Raw genomic sequence first — 21891 nt, 5'->3', positions numbered from 1 at the left:
GGAAATCAACCTCTCTGCACTACTTGGTTAAAGCAACAAAGTTTGCGAAAACAATCATATTAAAAAATTGCCATGAAGCCCTAATATTAGAAGAGGTGTTAAATAGTGAAACAGTTAAGAATCGGCATCATCGGAGCAGGTGGAAGAAGTTCAATTGTAGAATATTGGCATAAGCCAGAGGGTAACTCAGTTGTCGTTGCAGCTGCTGATGTATCTTTAAAGGCACTAGATACATTTAAAAAAGATGTAAATGAAGCTGCATTTGTTACCACTGATTATCAAGAGTTGCTTCTAAGAGAAGACATCGATGCAATTGCAATTTTTTCACCAGATTTTATGCATGAAGAACATGCAACCGCAGCTCTACAGGCAGGAAAACATGTTTATTGTGAAAAACCATTAGCGATTACACCAGAAGGCTGCGACCGCATTCTTGATGAATGGAAAAAATCAGGGAAACATTTAATGATTGGTTTCAACATGCGTTATATGAGCATGTACCAAACGATGAAAGAAATCATCGATTCAGGTGTGATTGGTGAAATTAAAGCAGTTTGGGTGAGACATTTTGTTGGGCTTGGCGGCTATTTTTATTATCATGATTGGCATGGGACAGCTGCGAACACAACATCATTACTGCTGCAAAAAGCATCTCATGATTTCGACGTCATTCATTGGTTAACTGGCAAATATGCAAAGAAAGTTTCTGCATATGGAAGCCTAGATTATTATGGTGGAGACAAACCGAATGATTTACATTGCCCTGATTGTGAACTAAAAGATACATGCCCAGAAGCTAGTCTAGAACGGTTAACACAATGTGCATTCCGTGAAGAAATTGACGTAGAAGATAATAATATGGTGATCATGGAATTAGAAGGTGGCATTAAGGCGTCTTACATGCAATGTCATTTTACACCTGATTATTCTCGAAATTATACATTTATCGGTACGAAAGGGCGTATCGAAAATGACGATGTCAACGATAAGGTATATGTAAAAACAAGAAAATCTGGCTCATGGCATGAAATGAGCGATATTGTATATGAAATGAAGCAAATGCCTGGAACGCATGGCGGTGCGGATCCACGTATTTGTGAAGACTTCGTCAATTTAGCTTTATATAATAAGCAACCACTTACAACACCATTCGCCGGCCGGATGAGCGTTGCGGTTGGATGTGCAGCTACTGAATCGATTCGATCTGGTGGAAAAGTTGTTTATGTTGATCAAGGAATTCATCGTCCTAAGACGGATGAAGAGCTAAAAGTCGAAGTTAACGCTTAAACGAGAAAAATAGGCGACGAAGAAAATTAATTCTTCTGTCGCCTATTTTTTAAAATTAAAGGGCTTGTTCTATTTCCCTATTAATCTCTTCTCTAATTTGGAAAATATAATCTTTCTCTACCGGATAGTCAGTAAAGGTTATGGTTTGATTTTTTTCAATGATATTTAATACGAAAGCTTTTCCTTTTAGTTGTTCAAGCAATTGAAATGCGCGCAAATCTTGCAAGGCATGATAGAAGACCCGCGAGCGGATGGATGGAATTGCTTCTCCGTTTTTCCCAGGATAGACGAGAAACGAATCGCCCGAAGGAAAAGCTTTATTTGCATCTGTTATCACATAAGGATCGATTGGCTCTATCGAATATTGACTATTATAAAAGTTATATCCCCAGTGGAGAAATCCTTCTATGTTGTATTTGAATAATTGTGTGGCAATAATCCGATTTCTTGCTGAAGGCATAGCCATAAATCGATTGCTCACGTTTTTGTTCTGGGCACAACAATAATACACCCATAAGTTTGAAAGATTATTGTCGATAAAAGGTTGAATATGATCCGACGCGATGACAGGCTTCGTAACGATTCCCTTTTGGAAAAATGAATAATCACTTAGTGCATCGATAATTTTAAAATCTTTAAGATGCGGTTCTGCAATTGCTTTCGCTTTTGAGTAGGTAGCAATATTGGACTCATTCGGTTCATCAGAAATATGAAAATAAACTTTTTCTGCTTCCCAATTTGCTTTTAAAAACTCAGTCAATGCGGGGAGAAAAGAATCTAAAAATGAACGATATTCCATGCTGTCAGCAGCTACATCCCAACCAAATTTCCGTACGAGATCTCCATTTTCCATAACCATAATTTTAGGAGTAAATTGAGCGCCCCATTGTGTAAACAGATGAGCAATTTCTATGTACTTAATTCCATTACGTTTACAAATTTCTAGCCATTTTTTCAGTAATGAAAAATCAAACGAATACTCACTTTCGATAAAGGAAATTTGAACAAGTTGAACCGTTGTTCGCTCACCGCCAACCTTAGTATCCAATGGTGGTGTGAAAATAGGGGTAAGCAACATATTAATTCCGTTTTCTTTAGCTGTCTTAATGAAATTTTCAATGACTCGCCAATGTTCATCGGAAAAGGCTTCCACTTGATAATAATTCGCTAGGGAGTCAGCATGAAACCATTGTGTATGGATTAATGTTTGTTCAGGTAATGAGTGCGGTATGACTCTAAAATTGATTGATTGTTCGTAAATGGACGTATTAGTTTCATCTGTAATATGCAGTTTAATCGTCGTTTCGCCCACAGTACCTGATTGAGGATTTACATCGAACCAAATAGAGTTCCAGCCATCCGTTTCTAGCTCAATATTTCCATCCGATACAGGCTCTAGTAAATCAGGAAATAACCCTGGTGTAGTGTATAGATAATTTTCATCATGTGAATCAGGATAAGCTGGTAGATTAGAAGGCACTTTTTTTACAACACTTACAGATGTGTGGATTGAATCATCAGCCTCTACATGAATGTTAATCTTACTGTTTCTGTCATAACAATGATAGGCAAGTTGAAATGAAAATTGTTCATTTTGAAAAACAGAAATACTTTTCGATGAAAAAGATGTTGGCGGAGCTTCGGGAAATACTTTTTCTAATGAATCAGTTAATAGAAATTCAAAGTTAGCCATAAAAATCCTCCAATTTCGGTACTAGTAAGACTAGTCTATTTTTTTAAAAAAAGAGATTGACAATCATACTGTAAGCGTTTAACCTCAGTGGTAAGACCATAATATACCTTAGAACCGCTTTTTTCAATTGAGAAAAGTATAATAATCTCATATTTTTTATTTTTACTGATATGGGATATTAATAGATGGACTGTGAGGAGTTTTAAATAATGCCAAACATTGAAACACAAGCAATTTTTTATCCAAACTATGCAGCTTCAAAAGCGTATCGAATTCCGTCGATGATTACAACTAGGAAGGGAACTATTATTGCAGGAATCGATGCGAGGATCGTCGACCAGACAGACAACCCAAATAAAATCGATATGACGATTAGACGAAGTGAAGACAATGGTAAGACGTGGGGAGAAGCACAAAAGCTCGTTGCTTATGCTGGAGAAGGATTAGATGGTGCGGCAGCTATTGATTCGGCGCTATTAGAGGATGAAGAAACGGGCACCATTTTTATGCTTTATATGCATACACCAGGTGGAATTGGGCTGTTGGCGAGTGAACCAGGAGTAGGATTTGATGTAGATGGCCGCAGGAATTTATTTGATAAAGATGGAAATGTATACATATTGGCTGAAGACGGACAAGTGTATGATTCAAAAGGTGGGAAAACCGCTTATACTGTCAATGATAAAGGTTATGTTTTTAAAGATGGAGAGACATTAGGAAATATTTATTTTAAAAAAGACGTAGACCCAAATGAAAGTTTACTAGAAGCAAGGACATCATTCTTACAAATTATTCAAAGTGATGATGATGGGCTTACTTGGTCTAAACCAAGAGAATTAAATCCGTTAGTTAAAGAAGAATGGATGCGCTTTATTGGATCAGGTCCTGGATGCGGGATTCAAATGAAACATGGAGATAAAGCAGGACGTTTAATATTCCCAATCTACTTTTCAAATGAAGCGGGACATTTATCATGTGCTTGTATGTATAGTGATGATCATGGTGAAACTTGGCACCGCGGGGAATCGCCGAATGATGGGCGAGAGCTAGATGGAGAAACTTTATCTGCAAAATCGATTTCTAATGTGAAGCAATATTTGACAGAATCACAAGTAATAGAGTTGCCTACAGGAGAGCTAAGATATTATCTAAGAAATCACTATGGACTGCAAAGAACCGCTGTGACCACGAGCTCAGATGGCGGGGAAACATGGGGGGAAGTGACATTTGATGAGACTCTCATTGATCCAATCTGCCAATCAAGTGTTGTTCTTTATCCTGACCTAGGAGACGGAAAGGTGCGTGTCCTATTCTCAAATCCTGCTGATGAAAAAATTAGAGTAAAGGGAACAGTCCGTTTAAGCGAAGACGGTGGAAAAACGTGGCCCTACAGTAAAGTGATTGATGATGGTTTTTATGGTTATTCATGCTTAACCGTCCTTAAAAATGGAGAAATAGGAGTCTTGTACGAACGGGTATATGATTATGATGATTGGAATCAATTAGATATTAGGTTTGGGACGTTTACACTCGAGTGGTTGAAATCAAAATAATCAAGTTGCCAAATCGTTCGTAAATAGTGTGAACACGAATAAACAGCCGGTGAACGCGAATAACAGTTGCCGAACACGAATAAACAGCCGATGAACGTGAATAAACAGTTGCTGAACGCGAATATACAGCCAGCAAACACGAATAACAGTTGCTTTTCAATTTTAAAAATAGAGGTGCGAAATGCCAAAGTTAACCTATAATGAAAAGTCATTTTTACTAGATGGTGAGGAAACTTTACTATTAAGTGCTGCCATGCATTATTTTAGAACTGTACCAGAATACTGGGAAGACCGATTAATTAAATTAAGGGAATGTGGATTTAATACAGTAGAAACATATGTAGCATGGAATTTACATGAGCCAGAAGAAGGACAGTTTGTTTTCGAAGGAATTGCCGATATTGAGCGATTTATTCAAACCGCTGAAAAGGTTGGTCTTCATGTCATTGTGAGACCTGGCCCATATATATGTGCTGAATGGGAATTTGGCGGCTTTCCATATTGGTTAATGACCGTGCCGAATATTAAATTACGTTGCTATAATGAGGCGTATTTAGATAAGGTAGAAGCTTATTTTGATCAATTATTTAAGCGTCTGCAGCCACACTTAAGTTCAAACGGGGGCCCGATCATAGCTTTACAAATTGAAAATGAATATGGCAGTTTTGGTAATGATCAAAAATATTTACAATACATGCGTGATAGCGTCAAGAAAAGAGTCGGAGACGATCTTCTCTTTACATCAGACGGCCCTTTACCTAGCATGCTTAACGGCGGGATGATCGAAAACGTTCTAGAAACAGTTAATTTTGGCTCAAGGACTAAAGAAGCGTTCGAACAATTAAAGAAATTTCAGCCGAATGGTCCACTTATGTGTATGGAGTTCTGGCATGGCTGGTTTGACCATTGGGGAGAAGAACATCATACAAGATCATCGGAAAGCGTTGTAGAAACATTGGAAGAAATGCTAGAGCGAAATGGTTCTGTTAATTTCTATATGGCACATGGCGGCACAAATTTTGGTTTCTATAATGGCGCTAATCATAATGAAGAAATTTATCAGCCAACCATAACAAGCTATGACTATGATGGCTTATTGACAGAATCCGGAGATGTGACAGAGAAATTTTATGCTGTTCGAAAAACTTTCGAAAAATACGTAGAACTGCCTGAGATGAAGTTGCCTGCCCCATCATCTAAAAAACAATATGGTGAGGTTCAATTAACAGAACGCGTTGCATTACTAGATTCATTGGATCAGCTTTCCTCTCCACAGCAAAGCCAAGCACCTTTAACGATGGAGGAATATGGACAAGGGTATGGCTTCATAGTATATGAAACAGTTATAAAAGGCGCATATGGCAAACAAATCTTAACAGTTCAAGATGTTCATGATCGTGGACAAGTTTATTTGAATGGTGAATATGTCGGTTTAGTAGATCGAATTAGTGGAGAATCTCGACTGGAAGTTGACATCACTGAGGAAGAGACAACACTCCAAATTATTGTTGAGAATATGGGACGCATTAATTATGGCCCATTCCTAGTCGATTTTAAAGGAATTACCGAAGGGGTAAGAATGAATAATCAATTTTTATTTGATTGGACAGTTTATCCATTGCCTTTAAAGGAAGTAAGTCATCTTCGCTTTACCAATGCTGAAACGAAAGAAAATCATCCTTACTTCCATCGTGGAACTTTGACAGTTGATGAAGTGACCGATACTTTTATTGATATGTCAAAATGGACAAAAGGAGTAGTCTTTGTGAATGGTCATAATCTTGGCCGTTACTGGGAAATTGGACCACAGCAAACGCTATATGTACCTGCTCCATTTTTGAACGAAGGGGAAAATGAAATTATTATTTTAGAGTTGCATAAACATAAACAGGCTGTAAATTTTGTTGACACACCTGTTTTAGGATAAGCGAATTTAAGAGAGTTATAGAGGTCGAGCAATCGAGCCTCTTTTTTGATAAAATATAAGAAGAAAGGGGTTACAAAAATGCGTAAAGTCGAAATAAGATCTGTACATAATAATGAGGAACTCGAAAAGGCATATGAATTATGGGGAAATGTATTTCCTGAAGACAAGTCATTTTTTAAAGAACGTTTGGAAATTGAAGAGGATTATGATAATAAAACAACCTGGATTGCAATCGTTAATGGAAAGCTTGCGGCGGCTGTTCAGATTTTTCCCTATTATATTACTTTTGAAAACATTAATCTAAAGGTGGGGGGAATTGGAAATGTTGCCACGCTCTCGGAATTTCGAGGAATGGGCCTTACTCATACAATCTTAAAAAGACAATTAGATTGGATGAAATCGAATGGGTTTGATTTGTCTCTTCTTTTCGCAGGAATAAATCCTTTCTATGAAAAGCTGGGATGGCGTACAATCCCGAGGTATTCTCAAATTTTAAGAAATAAGCCTGAACTCCCACTCTTTGATTACACAATTACTAAATCATCAGATGGAGATTTAGAAGAAATAAAGAGCTTGTATAAAGATTTTTGTAAAAAGTTCATCGGTTCCCGGATACGTTCATCTGCCTATTGGGAGAATCAGCTTAATAGAAAGTCAAAGTTCCTAGTTGCAAAAGATAAAAATGAGATTGTTGCTTATTTAATATTTCAAAATAACGAGGGTAACATCGCGATTGAAGAATGTTGCTACGCGGAAGGACATGAAAATGCCGCCCTTTCTCTATTAAAAGAAACAGTGGGTACGCATTTTGATAGTGTCCGTATCACTTTACCAGAGAATCATATCCTTTCTAGTTATTTTCAAGAATGGGATGCAGAAAAAGTAGTAGATACATCAAGTATGTGGAAAGTCATTAATTTTCATGGATTAATGGAAAAGTTAAGGGATGTTTTCATAAATAGAATCCATTCCGAAATGGAGAACGATACCATTTTATTTCAATGTGGTAATTCAGATGCTCTACTTACACTAAAAGAGGGCATTATAGAAATAATAAAACCCGGTGATTCGTTTATTTATAATGATTTAGTGAAATGGAATGAAAAAGAATTTATTGAGATGCTGCTAGAAGGTTCAGAAGGGAATGAACTATTTCCGAAAGTTCATTATAATTTTTGGGGGACTGATTCATTTTAAGCAAAAGGGAGCCACTACGACATGGAGTGACTCCCTTTTTCAAATTATGCCTCTTCACTAACAGTATCTTCGTGCGGCATTAATTTATTAAACTTAAGATCGGCAATCCAATAAATGATGTACGCTGAAACGCTGAAAAAGAAAAAGAAAATTAAGAAAGAAAACTGTAAAGATAATAGTGTCCAAGCACTTAAAATGATCAAACAAAAAATAGATAAATGAATTTTGTATAAACCAATTTGGAGGCTGGAAATACATAAACGTTTAAATGTTGTGTTCATATGAACCATAAGCGGATAAATACTTATGAAAGTAAGAACAAACAAAAAACAGATAAATATAAGAGCACTAAAGATGAATATTTTATATGAAAAAGTCATTTGGTATAAAAGGAAGAAATCGATTGCTAAAAATCCACCGATGAGCGTGGAAAAAATACCTACTAAATAACTTTGCTTCCAATTTTCTTTAAACATTCGTATGAATTGCGAAAAGATTGCTATATCATTATTTCTTTTCCATTGTCTTACAACTCCAAAAAGTGCACCCAATGCTGGATAAATCGTTATAATGGGAATACAACATAAAATAAATAAAATATTTAAGAACATAAAATTGTATAACCACGTGCCTATTCGATAGAAAACGCCATCAATACTAAAAATAATAAACACCCCATGCTCCGAAAAAATTCTAATCAATATTTAAATATTATATCAATAATTGCTATTACAAACAATAAACCGGAGGACCATAACGATGATGTATCCACAAATTAAATCCAAAAAATTATATGAGGAAGTAGCGGAAGCGATTCACGAGAGCATTCGGTCTGGCCAATTAAAGCCTGGTGATAGGCTAGATTCTGTGGAGCAGCTGGCTGAAAATTTTCAGGTGGGACGCTCCGCCATTAGAGAAGCGCTGTCAGCACTAAGGGCGATGGGGCTTGTGGAAATGAAGCAGGGTGAAGGAACCTATATTAAAGAGTTCAGCTCAGATCAAATTGCTTTTCCTCTTTCAACCGCCATCTTAATGAACAAAACTGATGTTGCGAATTTGCTTGAAGTAAGAAAAATCATTGAGACAGGAACTGTTGCTTCCGCTAGTAAAAATAGAACCGATGAGAACTTAAAAGCTATGGAAGCTGCCTTGGAAGAAATGAAAACAGCCAATGGAAATAAAGAACTGGGGGAAAAAGCGGATTTGGAATTCCATCTCGCTATTGCCGAGGCGTCTCAAAATCAGCTCCTTTCTAGCTTGTTAAATCACGTATCCTTACTAATGCAAGAGACCATGAAAGAAACTCGCAAACTTTGGCTATATTCCAAGCAAACAACAACTGAAAAACTGTATGACGAGCACAAAAAGATTTATGAGGCAATTTCGTATGGGGATGAAAACAGGGCAAGAAAATCAATGTTAGAACATCTGGAAAATGTAGAAAAAGTTCTAGGAAGATATTTTAAGGAGAACGAGAAAGAAAAATAAGTGGCTCTTATTTTTCCTGAGTGGCCCGTACTTTCACCGAGTGACTCATATTTCCGGTGAAAAGCCTCAATTCTATCAAATAACTCGCAATCTATAAAAAGACTATTAATCTACATCATAAAACTAAGTCATCAAATGACCTGTTGACTAACTGGTTATATAAGAATAAAGTAGATTTATATGAAAATTCATTATACGGGGAGAAGGTCGAAAATATGAAAGTAAGTCTATTTGCTACATGTTTGGTAGATATGTTTCACAGTAATGTAGGAAAGGCTGCGGTAGAAGTATTAGAGCACCTTGGTTGTGAGGTTGATTTCCCCGAATCGCAGGTTTGTTGTGGCCAGCCGGCTTATAATAGCGGGTATGTTAAGGAATCTAAAGTAGCGATGAAAAGAATGATTGAAACTTTTAAGGATGCAGAGTATGTTGTCGGTCTATCGGGATCATGTGCCTATATGTTTCATGAATATCAGCATGTTTTTAAAGAGGATCCAGTTTGGGAACCAAAAGCGAAAGCGCTAGCAGAAAAAACATATGAATTCACTCAATTTATTGTTGATATTTTAAAAGTGGAGGATGTTGGAGCACGTCTAGCTGGTAAAGTAACTTTTCATACTTCTTGCCATATGACTCGATTGTTAGGAGTTACTGAGGCACCTATGAAACTACTAAACCATGTCAAAGGGCTTGAATTTACAGAGCTTCCTGGCAAGGACAAATGCTGTGGCTTCGGAGGTACCTTCTCCGTAAAAATGGCGCAAATTTCAGAACAAATGGTAGATGAGAAGGTGCAACATGTGGAGGAAACTGAAGCAGAATACTTAATAGGCGCAGATTGTGGTTGCTTAATGAACATAGGTGGAAGGATTGACCGGGTTGGCAAGCAAATTAAAGTGATGCATATTGCGGAAGTTTTAAACAGTCGTTAATTTTTCAAAAAAGGGGTGATGAGCATGACAATGAAAATTGATACGGGCGATTTTAAAAAACGTGTAGAAACAGGGATCGATAATACCTTTATGAGAGGTGCCGTTTCGAGTGCTCAGGAAAGGCTTCAAACAAGAAGGCTTGATGCAGCCAAAGAACTGGGGAACTGGGAAGAATGGCGTTCACTAGGAGAGGAAATCCGTCAGCATGTTTTGGAAAATCTCGATTACTATTTATTTGAGTTAAGCGAGAATGTTGCGAAAAGAGGCGGCCATGTTTTCTTTGCGGAGACATCGGAGGACGCTAATGAATACATCCGCAGTATAATCAAAAAGAAAAATGCTAAGAAAGTTGTCAAATCAAAGTCCATGGTCACGGAAGAAATTAACCTTAATGCTGCCTTGGAGGAAGCGGGATGTGAAGTGATTGAAACCGATCTTGGAGAATACATACTTCAAGTAGATGATCATGATCCACCTTCACATATCGTTGCACCTGCATTGCATAAGAATAAGGAGCAAATCAGGGATGTTTTTACCGAAAAACTAGACTATCAACATACCGAAAAACCAGAGGAATTGGCTTGGCACGCACGTGAAATGCTGAGACAAGAATACCTTACTGCTGATGTAGGAATAACAGGCTGTAATTTTGCCGTTGCCGAAACTGGCTCTATCTGTTTGGTGACAAATGAAGGAAATGCTGATCTCGTAACAGCGCTGCCGAAAACCCAAATCACTGTTATGGGAATGGAAAGGCTCGTTCCAACATTTGAAGAAATGGAAGTCCTTGTAGGCTTATTGACGAGAAGTGCTGTTGGCCAAAAGCTGACAAGTTATATTACGGTCCTGACTGGCGCAAAAGATGAGGGCGATGTAGACGGCCCCGAAGATTTTCACCTAGTCATTGTAGATAATGGAAGATCTGATATTTTAGGCGGAGAGTTTCAATCCATTCTTCAATGTATCCGCTGTGCTGCTTGCGTAAATGTATGTCCTGTTTATCGCCATGTCGGCGGTCATTCCTACGGATCTATTTATTCAGGGCCAGTCGGGGCAGTCCTTTCACCGTTATTAGGAGGTTATGATGACTACAAGGAGCTTCCTTATGCATCAACTTTATGCGGCGCATGTACGGAGGCTTGTCCGGTAAAAATTCCACTTCATGACCTGCTGCATAAACATCGCCAAGTTATTGTAGAAAAAGAAGGAAGAGCGCCAATCTCTGAAAAGCTGGCAATGAAAGCTTTCGGTTTAGGTGCTGCCTCACCATCTCTTTATAAAATGGGATCAAAAATTGCACCTACAGCTATGAATCCTTTTACTTCTGGAAATAAGATTACCAAGGGAGTTGGCCCATTAAAAGCTTGGACAGAAATCAGGGATTTTCCTGCTCCTAATAAAGAGAGATTCCGAGATTGGTTTAAAGATCACAAAAAAGGAGGCGATCAGTCATGAGTGGACCAATTCAAAATAGAGAGGCCTTCTTAAACAAAATATCCGGTCGATTAGGAAGGGATAAATTCCCCTCAAAAGTTGAAAGGCCGAAGTGGAGCTATAATCCACAGGATGCTGTTTTGAAAGAAGCTGACTTGGATGAATTGCTTGAGGCCCTTAAAACTCAATGTACAAAAATACACACAGATCTTATTGAAACAAATATAGCTGGTTTGGCGGAAACTGTACGAAATATTGTTTCTGAATATGGTGGAGGTCCCATCGTTACCTGGAAGGATTCCCGTTTTGACGAATACGGACTATCACCATTATTTAATAAAGTATGGCCAGGGGAAAATGTTGAAGTCCATGAATGGGATGCCTCAAAGGAAGAAGAGAATATTAAACTAGCAGAAAAAGCGAATATAGGAATTACAATCAGTGATATCACCCTTGCTGAATCCGGTACTGCCGTCTTATTCAGCAGCAAAGATAAAGGAAGGACAGTAAGCTTTTTACCATTAAAATCAGTGATCATTATTCCGAAAAGTTCCCTCGTTCCCCGTATGACCCAAGCAGCCCGTATTATTAGGGAAAAAACGAAAAACGGCGAACACTTAGCTTCTTGCATCAATTTTATTACTGGTCCGAGTAACTCTGCAGACATTGAAATGAATCTTGTTGTTGGGGTACATGGACCAGTAAACGCTGCGTATATTGTGGTGGAAGATTTATAGATCTATGGAGAAGGGGGGAGCTGTAAAACTATTAGGGCGTGGGACTAAAAAACATTGAATTGCATTTGAATATTGTGATATCTTCAACTATGAGGTTTCTTACTTTTTCTCCACTAGTGAAATGAGTATGTTTTTGTATAATATGCAAGCGCATACAGGTTAATTGGAAGTTTTATCAATCAAAATGAACAGGATTGGCTTCATTAATATTTACCTAGATCATATAAGGAGGAAAGTCATGCTTAAAGGAATTAATCAGTGGTGTTACCCCGAAAATACACCACTTGAAAATATTTTTGAGTATAGTAGACAGGCTGGTTTTGACGCAGTGGAACTTAATCTCAATGAAGAAGGTGGGATAGGGCTAACAACGGAAACCACAAAGGAGCAAGCAGAAGAAATTGCAGCGCTCGCATCTAAGTATCAATTGCAACTTCGAAGTTTATCGACGTCGCTACTTTGGAAAACGCCATTATGCTCCTCAGATGAAAATATTCGAAAACAAGGAATAACAGTTGTAGAGAAAATGTTGGAGCTTGCCAGTTACATAGGAATGGATACGATTTTGGTTGTACCGGGAGCGGTTTCGGAACATGTATCCTATGAAGAATGTTACAACAGAAGTCTTGAGTCGCTTAAACAAGTGATCCCTACAGCAAAAAAATACAATGTGAAAATCGGCATAGAAAATGTCTGGAATAAATTTTTGCTTTCTCCGTTAGAGATGGCGGCATATATCGATGAATTCGAGTCGGACTATGTCGGAGCATATTTTGATGTCGGAAATGTTTTGCAATTTGGTTTTCCAGAGCAATGGATACGCATACTTGGTAAAAGAATCTTAAAGGTACATGTCAAAGATTTTAGTACAAAAGTCGGTAATATCACCGGTTTTGTTCCACTTTTAGCTGGTGATGTAAATTGGAAAGCAGTAATTGCGGCTCTTGATGAAATTGGCTATGAAGATACTCTAACTGCTGAATTATCTCCGTATGCCTTATGCCCAAGCACATTAGCAGACGACACGGCACGTCATTTAGATGTAATTTTAAAAAAGGGGCGCTAATGATGGAAAAAGTAAAAGTAGGTTTTGTTGGTGTAGGCGGTATAGCGACTGTACATTTGAAAAATATTTCTAACAATGAACATGCCGAGATCGTCGCTGTTTGTGACATTTCTGAAGAAAATGCCAAAAAACAAGGTGAGACATTTAATGCAACAGCTTATACAGACTTTGATGAAATGCTTGAAAAAGAAAAATTAGATGCACTATTTGTCAGTGTCCCGCCATTTGCCCATGGAGAGATTGAAGAAAAAGCAGTGCAAAAAGGGATTCATATTTTAGTTGAAAAACCATTAGAGCTAGATCTTGAAAAGGCAAAGAAAAAAGCAGCAATCATCCGCGAATCGGGGGTGATCAATGCTTCGGGCTACTGCCTTCGCTATTTAGATACTGTTCAAAAAGCAAAAGAGTATTTGGAAGATAAAAAAATTGCAATGGTCCGCGGACATTATATTTCTAGTTTTGTTGAAACACCTTGGTACCGGGTTCAAAGTAAATCAGGCGGGCAGCTAGTTGAGCAATCTACACATATTCTCGATGCAATGCGTTACTTCGCAGGTGATATTGAAGATGTACATGCAAATATGTCACTTCAAGTGATGTCAAATATTGAAAATGTCGATATTCCCGATGTCACTTCCGTCAATGTTGCATTTGAGTCTGGAGCAGTAGGACACTTGGACAGTTCTTTTACTCAAAATGATCATCGTATGGGTGTGGAAATATTAGGACGCGATTTCCGAATTGAGCTGAATGGTACGACGCTATCAATCATTGAAAAAGATAAAACAACCATTTATAAATCGAATGTTGATTTTTATGAGGAACAAGATCGCATCTTCATTGAAGCGGTACGAACAAATAATCAAGATTTAATTTTATCATCCTATGATGAGGGTTTAAAAACACTGGCTGTAAGTCTTGCTGCCAATCAATCCAATAAAATACGGGAAACAGTACGTATGGGTGAGTTTAATTAAATAGAGTATGAGGTGGTATTGTTGATGAAAATAGCAGTAATTGGTTCGGGAAAACTTGGCCAACGACACTTGGATTCTTGGTCTAAAATACAAGGCGTTGAAGTTGTAGGCGTTATCGCCAGGAATAAAACTAGATTAGATGAAGTGGCAAATAAATATGGAATCAAATCGTACACAAGTATTCAAGAGCTACTTGCGGCCACTGACGTTGATGTCATTGATATTTGTACGCCAACTGACACTCATTCCGAGCTAGTTAAAGAAGCTGCAAATGCTAAAAAACATGTTATTTGTGAAAAGCCATTAGCTTTAACAGCTGAGGAAGCTGAAGAAGCAATCTTAGTATGTAAAGAGAATAACGTTCAATTGCATATAGGTCACACACTTCGCTTTTTTCCTGAGTACGCCAATGCAAGACAGCAAATTCTTGATGGATCCATTGGAAAACCAGGTGTCATAAGAATGAAAAGAGGTGTGCCGCATCCACCAAATGGAGATTCATGGTATGCGGATGAAGCAAGAAGCGGGGGGCTATTTCTCGACCTTGGAATCCATGATCTTGACTGGTTATTATGGACATTCGGCGATGTGCAAAGAGTTATGGCGAAACGTGTTAAACGAAGCAGGGAAGAAAAGGGCAATGTGGAGTTTGGTTTTATTACATTAAAAATGACCGATGGAACAATTTGTTATGTTGAGCTTTCATGGGCAGAGACAAACTTCCATGCTTCTTTTGAACTGGCTGGAGACAAAGGGATGATAACGTACAACCATAATGAGAGTAATCCTTTGGAAGTACAAATTCGTCCCCAAGTAGGTAATCAATCCGGAGTACAAGTTCCAAGAAATGTACTTGAAAAAGATCCATATCAACGTCAACTGGAACATTTTGTAAACTGTTTATTAGGCAAAGAAGAACCAATCATCACTGCTGAAGAAGCTGCTAAATCTATTAAAGTTGCTCAAGCAGCTATAAGATCTGCAAAAGAGGGACAACCAGTGACACTCACAGAAGGAGGAAGATAAAATGAAAATCGGCATCATTAGCTTTGCCCATATGCATGCCCTTAGTTATGCAACGCACATCGTTAACAATCCAGAAGTTGAGCTTGCATATATTTGGGATAATGACGAGCAACGTGGAAAAGAAATGGCTACAAAGTTTGATTGTCAATTCACTTCCGATTTTGATGAGTTTTTAAATACTGACATTGACGCTGTGATCATTTGTTCAGAGAATGCCAATCATAAAGAGCATGTAATTCAAGCGGCAAGGGCGAAAAAACATATATTATGTGAAAAGCCAATTGCAACGGAGATCGAAGATGCAAAAGAAATGATTAAAGTATGTGAAGAAGAAGGAGTCATTCTTCAAGTCGCATATCCTGTTCGATTTGCTCCAGTTTTAGGAAAAGCGAAACAGTTAATTGAAAGCGGAGCAATCGGAGAAGTGATTGCTATCAGTGGTACGAACCACGGAAAAATGCCGGGCGGATGGTTCATTGAGAAGGACCTTTCAGGCGGCGGAGCAGCAACTGATCATATTGTTCATATTATGGACTTAATCAGATGGATCCTAAAAGATGAAGTAAAGAGTGTCTATGCAGAATTAGACACAAGGTTTTACGACATCGACGTTGAGGATTGCGGCATGGTTACATTGGAGCTTGAATCTGGAGTCATCGTTTCAATCGATCCAAGCTGGTCACGACCGCAAACATTCCCAACATGGGGAGATGCAATTATTAACTTTGTTGGAACAAAAGGAAACCTTTCCGTTGATGCTTTTAAACAACATACCCTTTTCTACAATGACGGAGCGGGTAGCATCGAGCAACTTCCATTCTCTGAAGACATGGACGAAGGGCTGATTAAAGACTTCATTAAATGTGTTAAAAAAGGCGGAAATCCGTCAATTACAGGGACTGATGGCCTGCGTACATTGGAGGTAGTAAAGGCGGCGCATGAGTCAGATGAAAAGAGAGAGACCGTATTTTTGAATAGATGATTTGAGCCAATCGCTTGTTAAGGCTACTTACATAGATACGAGGTGTAAAAATGAAAATCGGATTAAGTTCATACAGTTTATATCAAGCAATCAACTCTGGGGAAATGACCATTATCGATGCGATTCAATGGGTCGCAGATCAAGGAGCAGATCATATTGAGATTGTGCCTTTAGGGTTTAGCTTAGATGATAATCCTCAATTAATTAATGAAATTATAGAGAAAGCACAAAGCGTTGGAATTGAGCTTTCACATTATTTAATAGGGGCAAATTTTATTACTGAAGATCAAGAAGCATTTGAACAGGAAATAGAAAGAGTAAAGAAACAAGTAGATATCGCCAATGCATTGGGCGTTAAGATGATGAGACACGATGTTGCATGGCGTGCAGGGGAAGAAGCATCTATCATCCAGTTTGAAAAGGACCTGCCAATTCTCGTTGATGCATGCCAACAAATTGCCGACTATGCAGCACAATTTGATATTACAACAAGCATTGAGAATCATGGTTTTTATGTACAGGCGAGTGATCGTGTTTTACGTCTCGTTTCCGAAGTAAATCGAAGCAATTTTAAAACGACTGTCGATGTTGGGAACTTTATGTGTGTAGATGAAGACTCCGTATCAGCAGTTAAGAAAAATATAGGACAAGCTTCCATGGTCCATTTTAAAGACTTTTATGTTCGTCCTTCCTATGAAAATCCAGGCGAAGGTTGGTTTCAAACAACGGGTGGAAATTATTTAAGAGGTGCAATCGTTGGGCATGGCGACATCGATATGAGAGAGATTGTAAGAATTATTAAAAATTCAAACTATGATGGTTATATTTCAATTGAATTTGAAGGCCTAGAAGAATGTAAACAAGGTTCAAGGATTGGATTAGACAATGTCCGTAGATTATTTAATGAAGAGTAGGGGGAAAAGAGTATGGCTAAATTAAAAATAGGTGTTATCGGTGCAGGTTCTATATCTGAAGCGCATTTTCAATCATATGCAAATAATAAAAAAGTAGAAATTTACGCCATTTGTGACCTAAATGAAGAAAGAGCGAAAGAAAAGGCTGAGAAATATGGAGCAAGTAAGGTGTACGTTGATTACAATGAGCTGATGAATGATCCAGAGATTGACGCTGTAAGTATTTGTACATGGAATACTTCCCATGCAGAAATTGCGATTGCGGCGCTTGATCATGGGAAAAACGTATTAGTGGAAAAACCACTTACAACAAGTGTTGAGAAGGCGTTGCAAGTTGAAGAGGCCGTAAAACGAAGCGGAAAAACACTTCAAGTTGGCTTTGTCAGAAGATATGCATCCAACACGCAAATCATTAAACAATTTATTGATCAGAAAGAACTTGGAGAAATTTACTACGCGAAAGCGACTTGCATCCGGAGATTGGGTAATCCAGGTGGATGGTTCTCTGACAAAGAAAGATCTGGTGGTGGTCCATTAATTGATCTCGGTGTCCATGTCATCGATGTACTTTGGTATTTGATGGGACGTCCTAAGGTTAAATCTATTAGTGGAAACACTTATTCACAACTAGGTAATAGAAAGAACATTAAAAATCTATCATTCTATCAAGCTGCAGATTATGATCCTGATAAAAATACGGTAGAGGATATGGCCAATGCGATGATTCGCTTCGAAGGCGGAGCTTCCTTACTTGTAGATGTCAGCTTCACGCTTCATGCGAAAAAAGATGAAATTGCTGTGAAGCTATATGGCACAAAGGGTGGAGCAGAATTAGAGCCGGAACTTTCCATCATTACGGAAAAACACGACACAATATTAAACATCACTCCACAAGTAGATAGCTTGACCTTTGATTTTGTTCAAGGTTTCCAAGCAGAAATTGACCACTTTATCGATACATGCTTAGGTGAAAAAGAAACACGAAGCCCAGTACAAGACGGTGTTGAAATGACGAAGATCTTGTGTGGAATATATGAATCGGCTGAAAAGGGGAAAGAAATTTATTTTGATTAAGTAGGATTGAATTACTTTCAAAGCATTCGCTGCATTTTGCAAAGGAGGGAGGTTGTACTTTTTCATCAATCGAAGAAGGGAAAGAAAAACTATCGTGATTTAGAAACGGGTATTTATTTCCGAAGGGGAAATGAATATCCGTTTTTTCTATGGTAAAAACAACAAGGTGTTTATTTTCTTCTAAGCCTCAATCAAATCTACACATAACCTTTACTTCATCTAAATATTATTTTAACAATAATAGGATTAAATGATTATTATAGGAATTTCATCATAGGTATTTTTAAACTGAAATAATAGAGAGAGTGGATTAGGTGAAAACACAAAAAGGGTTATTTAAACAAGGTAGATTTAGTCTCCAAACAATTTTAGTATTGCCGATTATTTTAGTTATCTCATTATCTTCCGTAATCATAGCGTACATCAGTTATGAAAAAAACAAGCAATTTACCATTTCTTCGATTGAACAGCAATTGCAGTCTTCTGCAGAAGTAATGACAGAGAAAATAACGATGCTTAAATCAACTGCAACAAAAAAGGAATTTAATAGAAAACTTGCATATGCCCTTAGTCAAAATGAAAAAATATACAAAAAATCTAATCAAAATCCAATGCAATTTCAAATAACAAAGGATGGAAGTGTCAAAGCATTTGATGGCTTTAACAGTCCACTACCGGCATTTTCTGCCTCAGAAATAAAAGGAATTTATGATCAAAAGCAAGGTGTTTTTCATGTTAAGGGACTGACTATTTCCTTTTCCTATCAAATTGAAATGGATGATTCCATATATGTGATAGCGCTCTCTAACCAAGAATATTTACAGCCTGTAAAAATGTATCGCAATCTCACAATTGGTATGACTGTATTTTCGATTATGGTGTCTAGTATTCTTGGTTATTTGACTATTCGGAAGGTCATTAAACCTATTGATTTATTAAAGAAATCGATGGAAAAGGTTGCAGGAGGCGATCTTCAAACAAAGATCCATTTACGTTCATCCTCAAAGGAAATCGAAGCTCTTTCTGAAGGCTTTAATCAAATGGTCGACAGTCTAAATACTTTAATAGGGCACTTGGAAACAAGTACAAAATACATAACTGATACCTCAGAAAAATTAAACATGGCATTTCATGATTCCATGCTAGCATCAGAGCATATTGCTAGTGCGGTAGGTGAATCCGCTATTGGAATGGATAACCAAGTTCAAACTACCATGAAAGGTACCGATACTATTTCAAGCATATCTGATTCCGTCGACAAAGTTGCGAATTCCATTAAAAGTGTTGAGAATTCTGCAAGTTTGGCAAATCAAAAAGCAAATATAGGTCAACAATTAGTCGGAAAAACAGTAGAACAAATGAACATTGGACAAAAAGCAGTAAGTGAAACGGCTGAAAGGATTTATGCATTAGAGGCGAAATCATCTCAAATTGACAATATTGTTAATTTAATTAGTGACATAGCAAATCAGACCAATTTGCTTTCATTAAACGCTGCAATTGAAGCAGCAAGTGCAGGTGAACACGGCAAGGGATTTGCAGTAGTGGCAAAGGAAGTGAGGAAACTAGCAGAACAATCTGGGCAGTCAGGTAAGCAAATTCAAGAAATTATCGAAGAAATACGAATAGAAACAAGGCAAGTTGTACAATCCATGTCAAACGGTGCAGAAGTTCTAAAAAACAGTATAAAGATGGTTTATGAAACCGAACGTTCTTTTGACGAAATTGTAGCTGTAGTAGTAAAAGTATTAATGGAAGCGAAAGCTTCATCAAGTGTTGCTCATGATGTAAATACCCAAATGCACAGCATGGTCAGTGGTATGGAGGAAATTGCTGCGATATCTCAACAAATTGCTGGAAATATGGATCAAATAACAGCCTCGGCAGAAGAACAAAGCTCTTCTATAGATGAGGTTGCAAATGAAGCACAGGCTTTAAATGATTTGTCTAAAAAGCTAAGGGAAGTACTTGGGAGATTTACGGTGTAGGAATAGTAACCATATACCTTTGTTACAGAAAAACAAAATATTGATACTTATCAAAAAAAGAAGACATCCCAATAAGAGTTAGGATGTCTTTTTAAATGAAGAATGATTATACTACATCGCCTTCCAAATTCTGAGGTGCTTTCAAGTTATATATCGGCAAGATGAATATAAGCCCGATAATAAATAAGATGGACGCAACCTCAAACATCGTGACGATCGAAAATATTTCCTTCAATGTTCCAGCAATACTCATCGTTAACACCATGGATCCGGTAAATAGCGGGCTTAATATCCCGTTTACTCGACCAATGAATTCTGCTTTTGTATTTTGCAAAATCATTGTATTAATCCCGATTTGGATACTAGGCATGAATAAGCCATTAATAAATTGCGCGATTAATGTGATCCAAAGAACAGTGGATACACCTGTAATACTTAAACCAACTGCATTGGCGAGCATCCCAATCACAAGCAGTCTTTGAGGTGGAACTGATTTTGAAAACATCATGGTTACTGCTCCACCTAGTATCATCCCACCACCGTTCACCATTAATAGCCATTGGAGGCTTTCTTTAGCTAAACCTAGCCGTTCTGTTACAAGAAAAATGTTTAAAGGGTGAATTAAGCCAATTGCAAGCCCAGCTGCCATAAAACAAACGCCAAGAAGTTTTAATTCCTTTTTTGCCAGTACGTACTGGACCCCGCCCTTCATTTCTTTGAGAATGGATGTTTTTGGTTTATTCTCTTCCGGCATCCGGTCCTTAGGGATGAAGGCTAAAGCTGCTGCAGAAAGTAGGAATGCAATACCAGTAATCGAAATGGAAATATTAATTCCCAACTGTTGGAAGACAAGTGTGCCAAGCATTGGACCTAATATCATAAAAATAGCAAATATCGTTTGGTAAATAGACATTGCCTGCTGAATCAATTCAGGAGGGAGGTGCATTTTAAACAACTTCATCCCAGATGGTTGGGAGAATTGTGACAGTATCGCGGAAATCAAGGTGGCAAAGAAGACTACCTTCCAAGTTCCGAACACAAGGGTAAGAAGGATGGCGAATACTGAAACAGCACTTAAAATATCGCACCATACCATTGTTCTTTTTGGCCGCCAACGATCAGCAAATGCACCTCCGATAAAGGAGAAAATAAAGATTGGTGCAAATTCAGCAACGGAAATCATCGAAATGGCAAAAGCATCACCATTCGTTTTCTCCATGACGAACAAGAGGACAGCGAAGTTTCGCACCCAAATGCCCGCTTGCAAAAATAATGATGAAATAAAGATCGCCTGCACAAAGCGATTACGCAATAACTGTGACATAACATTCCCCTTTTCTAATTAGTTGAGATAGAGATTTTTACAAATAAAAAACTCCCATCCATTATTTCTGGATAGAAGGTCTCCTAAAACCACAGAAATAGTACTTCAAGTACTAAAATCAATAGAAAATATCTTATATAATAACTTAAATATATTACCTGACGCACGACATTTTTTCAATAGGGAAAATGAAAAAGTACCTAATCATAAAGTCCCGAATTATTGTGTTGTTTTACCACTTTATCTAACGGATTGAAATTCAATTCACTACATAGTTATAGGAGCAAACATC

18 protein-coding genes are annotated in these 21891 nt (G+C 37.8%); 15 read left to right on the top strand and 3 right to left on the bottom strand.

The features are described from left to right. Nucleotides 1-105 precede the first annotated feature (105 nt). A complete protein-coding gene (locus KHA88_RS18535; RefSeq protein ID WP_213099571.1) occupies nucleotides 106-1287 on the top strand; it encodes a Gfo/Idh/MocA family protein in 1182 nt (393 codons plus the stop codon). Nucleotides 1288-1342: 55 nt separating this feature from the next. On the opposite strand, the gene KHA88_RS18530 is transcribed toward KHA88_RS18535, so the two are convergent. Next, entirely contained in the window at nucleotides 1343-2980 is a 1638-nt protein-coding gene (locus tag KHA88_RS18530; RefSeq protein ID WP_213099572.1) for a DUF4091 domain-containing protein, read from the bottom strand. 209 nt (nucleotides 2981-3189) lie between these two features. On the opposite strand from KHA88_RS18530, the gene KHA88_RS18525 reads away from it, so the two are divergent. The 3 genes from KHA88_RS18525 to KHA88_RS18515 all read left to right on the top strand — a co-directional run bounded on the left by KHA88_RS18525 (nucleotide 3190) and on the right by KHA88_RS18515 (nucleotide 7657). Then, nucleotides 3190-4533 (top strand): sialidase family protein, encoded by a 1344-nt coding sequence (locus KHA88_RS18525; RefSeq protein WP_213099573.1) that lies wholly within the window; start codon nucleotides 3190-3192, stop codon nucleotides 4531-4533. A gap of 181 nt (nucleotides 4534-4714) precedes the next feature. Beyond that, nucleotides 4715-6460 (top strand): glycoside hydrolase family 35 protein, encoded by a 1746-nt coding sequence (locus KHA88_RS18520; protein ID WP_213099574.1) that lies wholly within the window; start codon nucleotides 4715-4717, stop codon nucleotides 6458-6460. 78 nt (nucleotides 6461-6538) lie between these two features. Next, a complete protein-coding gene (locus KHA88_RS18515) occupies nucleotides 6539-7657 on the top strand; it encodes a GNAT family N-acetyltransferase (RefSeq protein WP_213099575.1) in 1119 nt (372 codons plus the stop codon). Nucleotides 7658-7701: 44 nt separating this feature from the next. Here the strand turns inward: KHA88_RS18515 and KHA88_RS18510 are convergent, their stop codons facing one another. Beyond that, nucleotides 7702-8358 carry a YesL family protein gene (locus KHA88_RS18510; protein ID WP_213099576.1) on the bottom strand — a complete coding sequence of 219 codons (657 nt, stop codon included), beginning with the start codon at nucleotides 8356-8358 and terminating at the stop codon, nucleotides 7702-7704. A 58-nt stretch (nucleotides 8359-8416) separates the two neighbouring features. Here KHA88_RS18510 and KHA88_RS18505 point away from each other — a divergent pair, with 58 nt between their 5' ends. The 11 genes from KHA88_RS18505 to KHA88_RS21070 all read left to right on the top strand — a co-directional run bounded on the left by KHA88_RS18505 (nucleotide 8417) and on the right by KHA88_RS21070 (nucleotide 20275). After that, nucleotides 8417-9145 (top strand): FadR/GntR family transcriptional regulator, encoded by a 729-nt coding sequence (locus KHA88_RS18505; protein WP_213099577.1) that lies wholly within the window; start codon nucleotides 8417-8419, stop codon nucleotides 9143-9145. Between the two features lie 215 nt (nucleotides 9146-9360). Beyond that, nucleotides 9361-10077 (top strand): (Fe-S)-binding protein, encoded by a 717-nt coding sequence (locus tag KHA88_RS18500; RefSeq protein WP_213099578.1) that lies wholly within the window; start codon nucleotides 9361-9363, stop codon nucleotides 10075-10077. A gap of 24 nt (nucleotides 10078-10101) precedes the next feature. Continuing rightward, nucleotides 10102-11532: a LutB/LldF family L-lactate oxidation iron-sulfur protein gene (locus KHA88_RS18495; protein WP_213099579.1), complete on the top strand. Its 1431-nt coding sequence runs from the start codon at nucleotides 10102-10104 to the stop codon at nucleotides 11530-11532. Then, nucleotides 11529-12248, top strand: a complete 720-nt coding sequence (locus KHA88_RS18490) for a LutC/YkgG family protein (protein ID WP_213099580.1) — start codon at nucleotides 11529-11531, stop codon at nucleotides 12246-12248. Before KHA88_RS18495 ends, KHA88_RS18490 begins: the two co-directional genes overlap by 4 nt. 238 nt (nucleotides 12249-12486) lie before the next feature. Beyond that, entirely contained in the window at nucleotides 12487-13314 is an 828-nt protein-coding gene (locus KHA88_RS18485; protein WP_213099581.1) for a sugar phosphate isomerase/epimerase family protein, read from the top strand. A gap of 2 nt (nucleotides 13315-13316) precedes the next feature. Further along, nucleotides 13317-14291: a Gfo/Idh/MocA family protein gene (locus KHA88_RS18480; RefSeq protein WP_213099582.1), complete on the top strand. Its 975-nt coding sequence runs from the start codon at nucleotides 13317-13319 to the stop codon at nucleotides 14289-14291. 24 nt (nucleotides 14292-14315) lie between these two features. Continuing rightward, entirely contained in the window at nucleotides 14316-15317 is a 1002-nt protein-coding gene (locus KHA88_RS18475; protein WP_213099583.1) for a Gfo/Idh/MocA family protein, read from the top strand. 1 nt (nucleotide 15318) lies between these two features. Then, nucleotides 15319-16299: a Gfo/Idh/MocA family protein gene (locus KHA88_RS18470; RefSeq protein WP_213099584.1), complete on the top strand. Its 981-nt coding sequence runs from the start codon at nucleotides 15319-15321 to the stop codon at nucleotides 16297-16299. Between the two features lie 50 nt (nucleotides 16300-16349). Further along, complete coding sequence (locus tag KHA88_RS18465) at nucleotides 16350-17213, top strand: sugar phosphate isomerase/epimerase family protein (protein WP_213099585.1); 864 nt, start codon at nucleotides 16350-16352, stop codon at nucleotides 17211-17213. A 12-nt stretch (nucleotides 17214-17225) separates the two neighbouring features. After that, nucleotides 17226-18287 (top strand): Gfo/Idh/MocA family protein, encoded by a 1062-nt coding sequence (locus KHA88_RS18460; RefSeq protein ID WP_213099586.1) that lies wholly within the window; start codon nucleotides 17226-17228, stop codon nucleotides 18285-18287. A gap of 314 nt (nucleotides 18288-18601) precedes the next feature. Further along, nucleotides 18602-20275 (top strand): methyl-accepting chemotaxis protein, encoded by a 1674-nt coding sequence (locus KHA88_RS21070; RefSeq protein WP_213099587.1) that lies wholly within the window; start codon nucleotides 18602-18604, stop codon nucleotides 20273-20275. Nucleotides 20276-20381: 106 nt separating this feature from the next. Here KHA88_RS21070 and KHA88_RS18450 read toward each other — a convergent pair whose 3' ends face one another. Further along, nucleotides 20382-21599, bottom strand: coding sequence for an MFS transporter (locus KHA88_RS18450; protein ID WP_213099588.1), 1218 nt, complete (start codon nucleotides 21597-21599; stop codon nucleotides 20382-20384). Nucleotides 21600-21891: the final 292 nt, after the last annotated feature.

This window comes from Lederbergia citrea (assembly GCF_018343525.1).
GTDB lineage: Bacteria > Bacillota > Bacilli > Bacillales > Bacillaceae_C > Lederbergia > Lederbergia citrea.
Note: the sequence above shows the minus strand (reverse complement) of the source record. Positions and strands in the feature narration are given on the sequence as shown.